Here is a 13,923-nt window from a genome sequence, read left to right on the forward strand (position 1 = left end):
TTGTTCGCCCGGATTATCGGGAAAATCAGCGCACTTACAATCCTACAATACATTAACTACAAAAACAACAAGCCCATTGGCAGAGTCAAGTATGCGCTGACTTAATTCCGCCAACGGGTGTATAGTTTGATGAAACATACTCTAAGTTTTTTTCTGTTTCTGGTAGTGGCTGCCTACACCTTGCCGGTTTGGGGGCAGCATAATGTCCGTATCATTCACGGACCGTATTTGCAGAATGTCGGAACCGATGAGGCGACCGTTGTTTGGGTGACAGACAAACCTTCTGTGGGGTGGGTGGAGATGGCACCGGATGATGATAGCCATTTTTACGCCCAAGAACGTCCCAAATATTTCGATACGCAGATCGGAATTAAACGTATTTCTTCTCTTCATGTGGTAAAGATAGAAGGATTGCAGGCGGGAACACGATACCGCTATCGTGCTTGTGCCCAAGAGGTGCTTGAGCACAAAGGCAATCAGGTAATATATGGCAGTATAACTTCTACCGATGTGTATAGCAAAGCTCCATTGGCTTTCACGACCCTTGATCCAGCGAAAGAGTCGGTTTCCTTTGCCATGGTCAACGATATTCATGGAGATAACGCCAGACTGGAGAAAATGGTAGGTATGTGCAATCTGGAGCAGACAGACCTGTTCCTTTTCAATGGAGATATGGTCTCTTATTCGCAAGATCAGGAGCAACTGTTTAGCGGCTTCATGGACAAGGCCATTGAGTTGTTTGCCGGTTCGGTTCCGGTCTACTATTGTCGGGGCAATCATGAAACCAGGGGTCCTATGGCCTCTCAGTTCAAGAATTATTTCAACCCTAAAACGGAAGAACTATACTATATGTTCCGGCAGGGACCGGTGTGTTTTGTCGTTTTGGACTGTGGAGAAGACAAGCCTGATAGCGACGTAGAGTATTATGGCATTACTGCTTATGACGAATACCGCACACGTCAGGCACGCTGGTTGGAAAAAGCGCTGAAAAGCGAACTTTATCGAGAAGCCCCATTCAAGGTAATAGTGTGCCACATGCCTCCGTTTGGCGGTTGGCATGGCGAATTGGATATTGCCCGTAAGTTCTTCCCACTGCTGAATGAGGCTAAACCCGATGTGTATCTCAGTGCACATTTGCACCGTTATGTGCGTTTAGAGGCCGGTGAAAATGGTGTGGACTTCCCGCTAATCGTCAATTCCAATAAGACATTGCTGAAGGCACAGGCCAGCCGGAGTCAATTGGACATTCGTATTTATGATTTGGAAGGAAAAGAAACGGACCGCTTGTTGATTCGGAAATGAAATGAATGAGTCTGATTAATAAACGGAATCAGAACGATTACTTACAACTTTTTTAATATTTACTATACTCACTAAGCAAAATGTAAAACGATGAGACAGATTTTATTATTCTTTTGTTTGATGGGATTGGGGTGTCTGAACCTGAACGCCCAATCTTCTGTGTTAAAATTCAACAAAGCGGGTGAATTCAAGATTGTGCAGTTCACCGATGTCCATTTCAAGTATGGGAATCCGGCCTCAGATATAGCTTTAGAGCGTATAGACGAGGTACTGGAGTCTGAACAGCCTGATTTGGTGGTTTTCACCGGTGATGTTATTTATGCCCAACCAGCCGATTCCGGGATGCTGACTGTGCTGGAACGTGTTGCGGTCCGTAAGATTCCTTTTGTCGTGACTTTTGGGAATCATGACGATGAACAGGGAATGACTCGTGCACAGCTATATGACATCATCCGGACTGTGCCGGGCAATTTGCAACCGGACAGGGGAGAAGCCGATTCACCAGACTATACACTGACGGTGAAGTCATCGGATGGTAAGGGAGTAGACCGGGCGATTCTTTATTTCTTTGACACGCATTCTTATTCTCGCTTGAAAGATGTGAAAGGATACGATTGGTTGACATTTGAGCAGGTGGAGAATTATCGCAAACAGAGCGCTTCATTTACAGCAGCCAACGGCGGTCAGCCCTTGCCGGCTTTGGCTTTCTTCCATATTCCTCTGCCCGAATACAATTTGGCAGCTTCTGCCGAGAATGCCATATTTAAAGGAACGCGTATGGAAAAAGCTTGTGCGCCGGCATTGAACACCGGCATGTTTACGGCCATGAAGGAGGCTGGCGATGTGATGGGTATGTTTGCCGGACATGATCATGATAATGACTATACGGTGATGTGGCACGGTATTCTTTTGGGATACGGGCGATATACGGGTGGAAATACGGTGTACAATCATTTGCCAAACGGTGCCCGTGTCATTGTATTGAAAGAAGGAAAGCGTACGTTTGATACGTGGATTGACTTGGCTGGCGGCAAACAGATAGACAGTACAGTCTATCCGGACAGTTATGTGAAGAAATAATCTTCTGCATTCTTTCCTGATAAGGAGTTAAGCTGATAGATTGTCTGTTGGTTGTACGGGCAAGATGGGCTTAACTCCTTAACTTTTTACTTTCATGAAGCCCTGCATGTTCTGATACGGATTCAGGGAAAGCTGCAACTAAAAGTTGATGACGAAACAGTGTTTGCCTTTACTATATAAGTAATTCACTTTCCATCCATGATATTCGCATACGGCTTTTACGATGGCCAGTCCCAGTCCGTTGCCTGCTGTCTTCTCTGATGTGCGATAGAATCGGTTGAATACCAATTTTTCATCCAATGGCGGTTCATCTGAAGTATTTGCCACAATGAGTTGGCTGTTGGTCAGGGTGAGACCGATTTCACCTTGGGGATGGTTGTGCCGGACGGCATTTACCACCAGATTGTTTACGAGGCTTTCCAGCAAGGTACGGTTGGCGCGTATTGTCAGTGTGGTTTGGAAATCTTTGTAGAGTGTGATATTTCCCGTCAGACTTTCCAGCGAAGAGAGCTGTCCGTTGAGAAAATCGTCCAGATTTATGGTCTCCATTTGTTCATATTGACGGTTGTCTATCTTGGCAAGTAAAAGCAGGTTGCGGTTCAGACGGGTAAGGCGGGTGACGTTCTCATAAAGACCTTGTATGATTTCAGCTTGTCGTTCGCTCAGATTGGGTTGCTGTAGTAAAAGGTCGAGTTTGCTCTGGAATACGGCGAGTGGGGTTTGCAACTCGTGCGAGGCATTCTCGGTAAACTCTTTATGCGTACGATAACTGGCCAGACTGTTGCGCATGAGGGCGGTCAGTGTATGATTTAGCCGGGCAAATTCTTTCACACTGCTTTCTGGCAAGACGGGCAGTGCGCCATCCTCCAGGCGGAAGCCTTCAATTTGACGGAGGGTTTCGTCGAAAGGATGCCATAGCCGGTGGGAGATGAAGCGCATGGTCAAGATAAGGGCGATGGCCAGTACCAGGGTGATGACTCCGAATTGTATCATAATGCCGTGCATAATGTCTTCTTCCAAATCGAGTGTCGGGATGGGCTGTCCCTGACCTACAGCCTCGATGATGTCTATCATATCCTCGGCATAATAGTGCTTCGTAAGGAAATAGAACAGGGGCGTGGCAAGCAGCAGCAACACCGCGATGCAGGCGGTAAACTGCGTCAGCATCTTCCGTGAAAGGCTTTGGTTCTTCATTCTTGCTGATTTGTTTTCTTGATATTCCGGTACAAAATTATTCCATCTACGCAAAAGAAGGATGAGAATTTGTAGAAATGTTGAAGTTTTGTCTTTGTTCGGGAGTCTTCAAACTTTCCACAAACTTGATTTCTACCTTTGCCACCATAATAAATCACTGTAGTTATGGCATTGCAAGAAGAATTGGAATCACAAGGTAATTGGTTGTTTCGCCGGAGGAGCCTTTTGCCGCTTATTGTTTTGTTTGTAGGAATATGGGCACAAATTTTCACTATCCATACTTCCGGAATCCTGTTTTCAACCGTTCTCCCTTACTGGCAAGGATACGAATGTTTGTGTCTTTTTATCAGTCTGGCAGGTATGGTTATTCGCATGTATACTGTGGGGCATACGCCTGTAAGTACTTCTGGAAGAAATACTGCCAAACAAGTGGCCGACAGTCTGAATACCACAGGCATTTATTCGGTGGTAAGACATCCGCTGTATCTGGGAAATTTCTTGATGTGGCTTGGTATTGCTCTGCTCACTTGCAATATTGGATTTACTGTGGCATTTGTCTTGGGTTATTGGATTTACTATGAGCGTATAATGTATGCTGAGGAACAGTTCTTGCGTCGGAAATTCGGAGATGTTTACCTGAATTGGGCTGAGCGGACTCCAGCATTTTTTCCTCGTTTCAGACAGTTCACGCCATCCGATTTGCCTTTCTCTTGGAAGAAAGTGGTCAAAAAGGAGAAGAATGGTGTATTCGCCCTCTTTTTGTTATTCAGTTTGTTTGATTTTATCGTAGCATGGCAGATAACGTCTGTTTCGGCCAACCCAGGATTATGTGCTATGACACTTGTAAGTGGCATAGGATATCTGGTGCTGAAGTACATCAAGAAGCATACAAGGCTTTTGAATGAACCAGGAAGGTAAAGGACGGCATTGCTGATAAGCTCTTTACAGAAAACATCCAAGCGCTAAGCAGCCCGCTTCCAGGCGCTAAGTAGCGAGCTTGTTGTATATAAGGACCAGTCTGCTGATAATCAGTTACATGACAATTAGTTCGTATAGCGGTCAGAAAGTTTAAATCACTTCTATGACAGGTATAGCAGAATCCCTGCCTATTATCGCTAACCGGCAGGGATTGTACACACAATATTTATGAAGAGCTATTATAAGGATAATTGCTTCCGATACTTGGTTTTCACAGTTCCACCCATTTATACCTCGTCCCGTACACATTCTTGACGCAATCCCTCACGCCCGCCTCCGCCAGCTTTGCCTTCAGGTTCTTGATGTGGGTGTAGACAAAGTCGTGGCTGTCCAGCATGTCGGCCATGTCGCCGCTGAGGTGCTCTGCCATCGCCGCCTTCGACACCACCTTGCCTGCATTGCCGATGAAGAAGAGCAGCAGTTCGTATTCCGTGCGTGTCAGCACAACGGGGTGGCCCTTCACGCTGACCGACTTGGCTGGCAGGTTGATTTCGATGCCGTTGCTACGCAGCAGGTTGCCCCCGGCAAACTCACGGCGGCGGATGATGGCGTAGATACGCATTGAGAGTTCGGGCAGGTGGAAAGGCTTGGCAAGGTAGTCGTCCGCCCCGATTTCCAGTCCCCGCACCTTGTCGTCCAGCGAGTCTTTGGCAGACACGATGATGACCCCGACCGGATTCTGCCGCTTCCGTATCTCACGCAGGATGTCCAGCCCGTTGCCGCCGGGCAGCATCAGGTCGAGCAGCACACAGTCGTAGTCGTAGAGCCCGACCTTCTCCAGTGCTTCGGCGTAGGTGAAAGCCTGCTCGCACACATAGTTTTCGGAACTGAGGTAGGCCACGATGCTGGCCGACAGTTCCCTTTCGTCTTCGATTATCAGCAGTTTCATTTCAGTAACATAAGGATGCTTCCGCCCGTAATCAGCAGCGCGCCCGCCACCACCCGCAGGCTGACCGGTTCCTTCAGTAACAGGAACGACAGGCAGATGGTGATGACGACGCTCAGCTTGTCTATCGGCGCCACGCGCGACACGTCGCCCGTCTGCAACGCCTTGAAGTAGAACAGCCACGACAGCCCCGTCGCCACCCCGCTCAGCACGAGGAAGAGCCAGGCATGACGCGGAATCTCCCTTATCTCGCCCACGTGCTGCCCGAAGAGCACGATGCCCCACGTCAGCAGCAGGATGACGGTGGTGCGGATAGCCGTAGCCAAATCTGAATTAATGTCTTTCACGCCCACCTTGGCGAAGATGGCGGTCAGCGCGGCAAAGAGGGCAGACAGCAGTGCATAGTATTTCCACGTAATCGCTTTCCTGTTTTTAAGTCGGTTGCAAAGTTATTGTATCTGCGCAAAGGTAGGAGCGGATTTTGTAGGAATTTTGAAGAAAGAAGAAACAAAACAAAAAAGCACTGCCCCTCTGGACGGACAGTGCCTTCTGATGATTCCCTGACTGGTCGTCAGCCAAACGGATTATCTTGATACAATCGGTTATTCTACCGGGCGAGAATATTTGCGGAATTGCATGCCGTTTTTTAGAATCAAGCTATCCGGTGTCAGTCGTTCGATTGTCAACGTGTCCGAGAAAGAGCCGCTGACTCCGTTGCCAATGCTCTCTCCCGACAATATCAGCTGTTGCCCGTTTTGTTCCCAAGCCTCGTATTTCAACGTAGCCATGTTGATAGAGGATGCTTTTCCTCCTTTTTCCAACATGAATCCTTGTACGCCTTCCATTCCTGGAATAGGTTCTACCCATTGTCCCTCTATCGAGACACCTGCATTACATGCCGCCAAGGCACTCACCATGCCTGCTATACAGACACATTTCCATACATAGTTCATGTTAATTTGATTTTTAGAGTTGCTATATGGAGGCAAAGGTATAGAAGAAATGGGAGTTTAGCAAGCACTAAGCCCCGCAATTCATTCACCGGTATATCCCCCGCATCAGGGCCGGAAGTACCATCAGCAGCAGGGGCAATCCCGCCACGAAGCCGCCCATCACCGCCACGGCAAGCGGCTGCTGCATCTGTGCGCCCATGTCGGAGCCTCGAACGGCGGTTGTCGGGCGGATAAAGCTTACCCACTTCACGCTTCTTTGTATTTATCGGGGAAAAGCTGTTTTCCTATTTCAGTATAGTGTTTTATGAAATCGCTTTTATATAAAGTGTATGCGTCCCGGTCATGTTCATATCGTTTCCATAAATCAAGTTTAAGCCGTTCGTACTCTTTGGCGGCGGTGGCATCTTTTTGAATGTAATCCCTGAAATAGAGTTCGTCGTTATCTCCGACATACCGCAGATGCAGGTGGAACACACGTTCGGCAAAGCCTTGCAGCGTATAACCTTTATTGAAATCCAAGCGGTTTCCGCGTTCTGCCATACAGATGTAACCGCACTTTTCTATCTTGTCTTTGAAATCGGCAAGTGGCTTTTCTTTGTCCACTTCCACAAGCATATCAACAGTAGGCTTCGCCCAAATTCCTTGGATGGCGGTACTTCCTATGTGGCTGATCCGCCTGATTCCGGGGATTTCCCTTTGCAACATTCCCGCTTCTTCCTCGTACCAATCCGACCAACAATCCTGATGCGGAGTCAGGATAATGGGGAACAATTGCCACAATTCTTCCAAAGATAAATCTGTTAATTCTTTTTGTTTCATATTCTGCATATTAGGTTGATGTTTGCGAAGGTATGAAAAATCGAAGAGCGGAACAAACACCAATCCCACCATTCACCGGTAAATCCTCCGCATCAGCGCCGGCAATACCACCAGCAGCAGGGGCAGACCGACGACGAAACCGCCTATCACCGCCACGGCAAGCGGCTGCTGCATCTGTGCGCCCATGCCCAGCCCCAAGGCGAGGGGCATCAGGGCGAGGATGGCACCGATGGCGGTCATCAGCTTGGGACGGATGCGCAGGGCGATGGCATAGTCCACCGACTCGTCTACCGCGCCGCCCCGACGGCGGTTCATCCGGTATTGCCAGACTGTGAAGATGCTGTTCTCTGCCAGGATGCCCACAATCATGATGATGCCCGTGTAGCTGCTGACGTTGAGCGGCACGCCGGTGAGCCACAGGGCGAGCAGGCATCCGCAGATGCCCGTCAGCGAGATGAACAGCACTGCCAGCGAGATGAGCCACTCGCGCAAGAGGAACATCAGCACGGTGAGCACCAGCAGGGTGGCAAGGCTGAGTATCATCGCCAGCTCGCGGAAAGACTGTTGCTGCTCGGAGTAGGCGCCGCCGAACGCGATGCTGTAGCCCGCCGGCAGATGCAGTCTGGAAGCAAACGCCTGTTGCAGTTCGTCCACCACGGTGCCTAAGTCACGGTTCTCCAGCCGCGCGGTGAGGGTGATGTTGCTCTTCAGGTCCTCGCGCCGCTGTTCTATCTCGCCGGGCACTACCTGCACGTCGCAGAAGTAGGCGAGCGGACGGGTGGAGCCGTCGGGCAGGAAGATGAGCTGCCGTTGCAGCAATTCGGGGGAGTTGTCGGGAAAGTCGGTGAAGCGCAGGAGGATGCGGCGCATCTGCTCGCCGTCCTGCACCGAGCCGATTTGCAGTCCGCCCGTCATTGCCGCCTGCGCGGGGTGAGGCTCGATGATACCTTCCGGCTGGCTGAGGGGAACCCCGTCTGTATAGGCGGCAAGCTGCTCCTGGAAGTCGGTCAGGGTGATGCCGAACTGCCGTAGCCTTTCTTCCTTCGGCAAGAACACCAGCGAGGCTCCGGCAGGCACCAGCCCGTTATCGATGTCCACCACGCCGGGTACCGTCTGCATCACCTGTTCGGCTTGCGTTGCCATGTGTTGCAACGTCGGGTAGTCATTGCCGAATATCTTTACTTCGACAGGTTGAGGCGTACTCATCAGGTCGCCCAGCAGGTCGGCAATGTGCTGGCCGAAGCTGATGGTCATGACGGGCACCGCCTGCGAGATGCTGCGGCGCAGGTCGCTGATGACTTCGGGGGTGGACTTCTTCCTATCCTTCTTCAGTTGGATGAGGTAGTCGCCGAAGTTCGTGGGCCGTGTCTTGAACGACATGCCCAGTGCCGTGCGCCGCGAATAGGTCTCCACATCGGGATGCGCCAGGATGATCTTCTCCATCTGCCGGCACAGGCGGTCGGTCTCTTCGATGTCCGTACCTGCCGGCGAATGGTAGTCGAGCACAATCGTCCCTTCGTCCAGGTCGGGCAGGAATCCCGAAGGCAACTGCGTGGAGGCATACCAGCCGCCACCTATCAACAGAACTACAAAAGCAAAGGCAACTATCGGTCTTCTATATATAAAGGTAAGGAAATGCACCTTGCGTATGGAGGCTTCCTCCAGTTCCTTGGTGTCCAATGCCTTCGGACGCAGCCTTTCCTTGTAACCTATTACCAAATGTAATACCGGAAGAAGAAGCCAAGTGACAAGGAACGATGCCACCATCGTGAGCTGCATCGTATCGGACAGTTCCTTGAAGAAGCTCCCTGCCAGTCCGCTCATCAGCCGGAAGGGGAAGTGGATGACGATGGTAGCCAATGATGATGCCACCATGGCAGGGAAGAGGTCGTGGATGGCACGGCGCACGGCGGTGAAGCGGTCGGTGCCGGGATGCTCTTCGTGCTCGCGGTATATCTGCTCGATGATGACGATGGCATCGTCAATAATCAGTCCCACCGATGCCGCCATCGCGCCAAGCGACATGACATTAATCGTTATCCCTGCCAAGTAGCACAGCAGGATGCTGAACGCCACCGTCACCGGTATGGTGAGCATCACCACGAGGCTCGACCGCCACGAGCGCAGGAACAGCACCATCACCACCAATGCAAGGAATAACCCTTCGTAGATGGTGCGCAACACGCTGTGGATGCTGTCGCCCACGAAGGCACTCTGGTTGTAGTAGGGCTTCAGTTCGTAGCCTTCGGGCAGTTGGGCGCGTATCTCGTCCGCCTTCTTCTCCACGTCCTTGGCGAAGGTCAGCAGGTTGACGCCGGGCTGCTTCACGAGGTCCACGAGCACGGCATCCTCGCCGTCGGCATTGATTTTGAGGAACTCCTGCTGCTCCTGTATCTCCACCTCGGCAAAGTCGCGCAGGCAGACGGTGCGCTTGCCGTCGTCGCGGACAATCACGTCGCGCAACTCTTCCAGTCCGTCGATGCGCGTGTCGGTCAGCGAGAGGTAAAGGCGGCCATAGTCTGCCACCTGTCCGTTGCCCAGCACGAAGTTGGTCTGCGCGAAGGCATCCTTTATCTGTGCGGGAGTGATGCCCAGTGCCGACATCTTCATCGCATCGGGCTTGACGACGAACTCCTTCGCCTTGCCTCCGCGCACCACCACGTTGCTGATGCCCTGCACTTGTGAGAACATCGGACGTACCACTAAGTTGCCCACGTCGCGCAAGGCGATGCGGCTGTGCGTCCGGCTCTCCAGCGTAAAGCCATAGACGGGAAAGAGCGACTGGTTCATCGCTTCGGTGGAGATGACCGTCCCGGCAGGCAGGTAGTTTTTGATTTCGTTGATGCGGTTCTCCAACTGGGTCTTCAGGGCATAAATGTCCAGTCCCCAGCGGAAATACACGTCTATCACACAACTGCCACGTGAGGTACTGCTCTTCACCACGGTAGTGCCCGGTACCTTCTTTACCGCGCTTTCCAATGGCTTGGTGACGGTAATCATCATGCGGTCCACCGGCTGCTGTCCCGCATCGGCAATGACGGTGATACGCGGGAAGAGCACTTCAGGAAACAGGTTGGTCTGCATCCGTGTATAGCTGTAAATGCCAGCCAGCAGGAGCAGCAAGCCCACGAAGAGGATGGGCTTGGCATAGAGTTGATGGAGCCCTTTCTTATTCATGGCTGATGATGATTTTACTGCTGTCTGCCAAAGCATATCCTCCGGTCAGGACGATGCGGTCGGTTGGTGTCAATGGTCCATAGATTTCAATACTGTCTGCCGTGCTGTTACCTGTCTCGACCGGAACTTTTACGGCGGTGCTGTCGTCGGCCAGACGCATCACCCAATGCTCTGTCAACGTTTCGTCGCTCTGCACAGCGGCTTTGGGGAGGAGCAGAACTGATTCTGCCTTGCCTGCCGAAGTAAAGATAGCCTTCACGTTCATCCCTTCGGGCAGGAAGGGGGCATCCATGGCAGTGGCAATAATCTTTTCCGATTGTGAGGTTTCGTTCATGGTAGCCAGAGAAGTCAGTACGGTGGCCCGGAGGCATGTCCCGTCGGGCAGTTCCAGCGTGCAGCGGCTTCCGCTCTGCGCATACTTTCGCTGTTCGTAAGGTACGTTTATCTCAAATACAAGACTTCCGGTTTCGGCCAGTGTGCAGAGTGTTGTGCCTTCTGCCGCATAGCTGCCGGCTTGTGTCTGTACATCAATTACGATGCCAGGCCGTGTTGCCCTTATTTCGATGGGAGCATTGTTCTGCCCCAATGCGTGCTGCTCTTTGCTTTCGAGGCGATAGAGTAATTCTCCGGCCTCCACCCGCTTGCCCGTCCGCACATATACCTCCGAGGCAAACGAAGGAATCGGGGCAGCGACAACGGTCTTGTTCTGATAAACCGTGGTCGCCCTGAGGATGATTTCTTGGGGAATATGCCCGAAGACAACGTGTGTCAGAGTCACTTCCGTAGCCGGTTCGGCCTCGGAGGCCTTGTCTACCTTGCTGCCCGTACAGGCCGAAAGGAGGGCAGGGAATAGTAAGATATACTTTGCTTTCATTGTATCTAATCGTTCTTTAGTGGTTCCAATAATTATAGGTAGCGATGACCAATTGCCGGTTCGTCCGTAGCAGCAGGCAATCTTTCTCTGTCTGTATCCGGTTACGGAGCACGGTGATATAGTCCAATACGGAAACCTGCCCGGCTGTTATCTCCCGTGCATAGTCGGACAGAACACATTCATATTCGGCAAGCTGCTTTTCCAAAGCCTCTTCCCTCCGGTCATATTTCTCCAACTCCGACAGGCATTGGCGGAGCCTCATGTTGCGCTGGTATTCGGCATGGTCCCGATAGATGCGTATGCTTTGCTGCTGCAATTCTGCCTGGCGTTCTTTCCATCGCTTTTGCCTGCCGTCGAAGAGAGTCCATGTAAACGTCAGCCCCGCGCTCCAGCCGAAATGTCTGTACCACTGCGAGAAACTGCCCGTCTGCATGCCGCCATTCACAAACAAGTCCAATCGTGGCTTGTACTGCAAGTTGAAAGAGTGCAGCGATGCCGCTGTGTTCAGGCTGTCCAGCCGGTATTGTTCTGTAAAAAGGCTCCCTCTGTCCAACGGCAGCCTGAGATGAAGTCCGATATTTGCCAAGGCAACATCCGTAGTATCATCAATGCCGCACAGCAGGTTCAGGTCCATCAGATGTGTGTGATAAGCTTGTAGGGATGAAAGTCGCAACTCGGCATTTGCCTCCCGCTCGATGGCAAGCAAGTGCAGGTCCGACTGCTTGGCCAAGCCTTTGTCTGCAAACAGCCGGACTATCTCCTGTTGATGTTCAAGCACTGCGGCAATAGAGTCGGCAAACGCTATTTGTGTCTGGTCGAGCAGGCAGAGCAGGTACTGTTCCGTTACCAAGCGTTCCAGTTGGTTCTCTTCTATGCGGATATTGTTACGGGTAATCTCGATGTTTATTCCGGACAGCTCTTGTGCCACTTTGTAAGATGAATGCCCCAAGAGCGGCTGTGTCCACGTAGCTCCGGCATGCAAATGTCCGCTGCTTTCGCCCAAGTCATAACCATAATAATCTATGGCATCCTGCGCGTTCCATCGGAAAGAAGTTTGTCCCCCGTCTTTGGTTATGACCGGCACAAACAGGTAATCTCCATTCAACTCTATGCGTGAACGGGTGTACAGCGCCTTCAGCCGCTGGAGCTCCACCTGCTCTATTTGCGGTTGGTTGCGGTAGTCGTTGAGCAGCGGGCTGTAATTCCGGGCGACTTCTATATAATAAGCCAAATCGGGGGATGTCCCTTGTCCTGCTGCGGTAAGAAGAAAGCAGGAAAAAACAAAAATAAAATACATCCGAATCATATAGATACCTTTTTCCCGGCAAAAATAGGTACGGATGTTGTAGGAATTTTGAAGAATCGTGATGCCTCTTGAGCCAATAAGTTGGCAGGGCGCCTGCAAGTTCCGACGGGTAGCTAAAAAGGTGCGGCAGTAAAGGCTTGTTATGGCTGATACAGAAGAAGACGATTCCTAAGCGTTTGGAAGCAGACAGGCAAGCGCTTGGAAGTTCGCTTCCAAGCGCTTAGGAATAATGGTCTGGTAATGTGTAAAATGGGAAGAAGATAATTTGAATAATCGGCCGGCGTTTTTGTTGTAGCTGCACGATAGGAAGGAACGGCTGTTTACCCCTACATCAGACGTGCCGTGGGCGAATGCGTTTCATCACTGTTTCCACTCCCTCCTTGATTCGATTGGTCAGGATAATCAGTACGACTGCTATCAGTATCAGTGCGATGCCTGTTGCTTCGGTCGTGGTGAATGATTCGCCAAAGACGCACGCTCCTATGACGACTGCTGTCACCGGCTCCATGGCACCGAGGATGGATGTCAGCGTACCACCGATGTGGCGTACGGCCAGTAGTAGAGTGATATTCGAGATGACCGTGGGCATGACGGCCAGCAGAGCTACCAATCCTATGGATTCCCAGTCGGGTAGCGGCTGTAGACTGTGTTGGATGCTGTTTTTTATTGTGAAGGTAAGCGCTGTAAACAGAAAGACATAGAATGCCAGTTTGCGGCTGTGCATATTTTTCAGGCGGGATTTATTGACAGAGACGATGTAGCTGGCATAGCCCACGGCAGAAAGCAGGACGATGAACACACCCCACGCATCAATTGTCAGTTCCGTCCCTTGCAATGACAGTCGGGCTACGCCTCCTACAGCCAATGCAATAGCCAGCCACGTTACCCACGAAGCCTGTTCGCGGAACAGCACGAGCATCAGCAGTGTAGTAAAGATAGGGTAGGTGAAATGCAGTGTTGTGGCTACGCCAGCACCCATCACCTCATAGCCATAAAGCAGGAACATGGATGAGGCGGTGTAGAACAGGGCCATAGTGATGAGCAGGGGCACATCGCGCCAAGTGATGCGGAACGACTCGCCTTTCAGTAGCATCATTGCTCCCAGGGCCAGGGTGGCGGTTATGAAACGGTAAAACAGAATACTGTCGGATGTCAGTCCCCGTTGCATCAGCGGTAGGGTGAACAGGGGGATAAGACCGAAAGTAATCGAGGTAGCCAGTCCGTAGAGGAAGCCTTTTAATTTTGATGTGTTCATATGTCAGTAAAGATGTATAGATGTCACGTTTTTGAGGGGCAAAGGTACATATATTATGGCATCGTACATACGTTTTCGTAGAAAAAGGATAATTTCTTG

The 13,923-nt window shown here is 51.1% G+C and carries 13 protein-coding genes and 1 pseudogene; 4 read left to right on the top strand and 10 right to left on the bottom strand.

The genetic code is table 11. From position 1 onward, the window contains the following. The 3 genes and pseudogenes from B5F34_RS17355 to B5F34_RS10330 form a co-directional block, all read left to right on the top strand. Positions 1-105: pseudogene (locus B5F34_RS17355) on the top strand (IS982 family transposase); the annotation flags it as partial. 24 nt (positions 106-129) lie between these two features. Further along, the gene (locus tag B5F34_RS10325) at positions 130-1,302 is read left to right on the top strand and encodes a metallophosphoesterase family protein (RefSeq protein ID WP_087338387.1); all 1,173 of its coding nucleotides are present in this window, start codon (positions 130-132) and stop codon (positions 1,300-1,302) included. 90 nt (positions 1,303-1,392) lie between these two features. Beyond that, the gene (locus B5F34_RS10330) at positions 1,393-2,382 is read left to right on the top strand and encodes a metallophosphoesterase family protein (RefSeq protein WP_087338390.1); all 990 of its coding nucleotides are present in this window, start codon (positions 1,393-1,395) and stop codon (positions 2,380-2,382) included. A gap of 138 nt (positions 2,383-2,520) precedes the next feature. On the opposite strand, the gene B5F34_RS10335 is transcribed toward B5F34_RS10330, so the two are convergent. Beyond that, complete coding sequence (locus tag B5F34_RS10335; protein ID WP_087338393.1) at positions 2,521-3,576, bottom strand: HAMP domain-containing sensor histidine kinase; 1,056 nt, start codon at positions 3,574-3,576, stop codon at positions 2,521-2,523. A 165-nt stretch (positions 3,577-3,741) separates the two neighbouring features. On the opposite strand from B5F34_RS10335, the gene B5F34_RS10340 reads away from it, so the two are divergent. Beyond that, the gene (locus tag B5F34_RS10340; protein ID WP_087338395.1) at positions 3,742-4,494 is read left to right on the top strand and encodes an isoprenylcysteine carboxylmethyltransferase family protein; all 753 of its coding nucleotides are present in this window, start codon (positions 3,742-3,744) and stop codon (positions 4,492-4,494) included. A gap of 271 nt (positions 4,495-4,765) precedes the next feature. On the opposite strand, the gene B5F34_RS10345 is transcribed toward B5F34_RS10340, so the two are convergent. From B5F34_RS10345 to B5F34_RS10380, 9 genes are all read right to left on the bottom strand, one after another. After that, positions 4,766-5,443, bottom strand: coding sequence for a response regulator transcription factor (locus B5F34_RS10345; protein ID WP_087338398.1), 678 nt, complete (start codon positions 5,441-5,443; stop codon positions 4,766-4,768). After that, positions 5,440-5,793, bottom strand: coding sequence for an EamA family transporter (locus B5F34_RS10350; RefSeq protein WP_343224309.1), 354 nt, complete (start codon positions 5,791-5,793; stop codon positions 5,440-5,442). The genes B5F34_RS10345 and B5F34_RS10350 overlap by 4 nt, the downstream gene beginning before the upstream one ends. A 249-nt stretch (positions 5,794-6,042) precedes the next feature. After that, on the bottom strand, positions 6,043-6,357 hold the full coding sequence (locus B5F34_RS10355; RefSeq protein WP_343224310.1) for a lipocalin family protein: 315 nt from the start codon (positions 6,355-6,357) through the stop codon (positions 6,043-6,045). Between the two features lie 121 nt (positions 6,358-6,478). Then, a complete protein-coding gene (locus B5F34_RS17580) occupies positions 6,479-6,643 on the bottom strand; it encodes a hypothetical protein (RefSeq protein ID WP_162609317.1) in 165 nt (54 codons plus the stop codon). Continuing rightward, complete coding sequence (locus tag B5F34_RS10360; RefSeq protein ID WP_087338554.1) at positions 6,640-7,212, bottom strand: GrpB family protein; 573 nt, start codon at positions 7,210-7,212, stop codon at positions 6,640-6,642. The genes B5F34_RS17580 and B5F34_RS10360 overlap by 4 nt, the downstream gene beginning before the upstream one ends. 72 nt (positions 7,213-7,284) lie before the next feature. Continuing rightward, the gene (locus tag B5F34_RS10365; protein WP_087338408.1) at positions 7,285-10,389 is read right to left on the bottom strand and encodes an efflux RND transporter permease subunit; all 3,105 of its coding nucleotides are present in this window, start codon (positions 10,387-10,389) and stop codon (positions 7,285-7,287) included. Continuing rightward, on the bottom strand, positions 10,382-11,263 hold the full coding sequence (locus B5F34_RS10370) for an HlyD family efflux transporter periplasmic adaptor subunit (protein ID WP_087338411.1): 882 nt from the start codon (positions 11,261-11,263) through the stop codon (positions 10,382-10,384). The genes B5F34_RS10365 and B5F34_RS10370 overlap by 8 nt, the downstream gene beginning before the upstream one ends. A 16-nt stretch (positions 11,264-11,279) precedes the next feature. Further along, complete coding sequence (locus tag B5F34_RS10375) at positions 11,280-12,569, bottom strand: TolC family protein (RefSeq protein WP_087338413.1); 1,290 nt, start codon at positions 12,567-12,569, stop codon at positions 11,280-11,282. Positions 12,570-12,900: 331 nt separating this feature from the next. Further along, positions 12,901-13,824 (bottom strand): DMT family transporter, encoded by a 924-nt coding sequence (locus B5F34_RS10380; RefSeq protein WP_087338416.1) that lies wholly within the window; start codon positions 13,822-13,824, stop codon positions 12,901-12,903. Positions 13,825-13,923: the final 99 nt, after the last annotated feature.

The sequence above is a fragment of the Mediterranea sp. An20 genome (assembly GCF_002160055.1).
In the GTDB taxonomy this organism is placed as follows: domain Bacteria; phylum Bacteroidota; class Bacteroidia; order Bacteroidales; family Bacteroidaceae; genus Bacteroides; species Bacteroides avicola.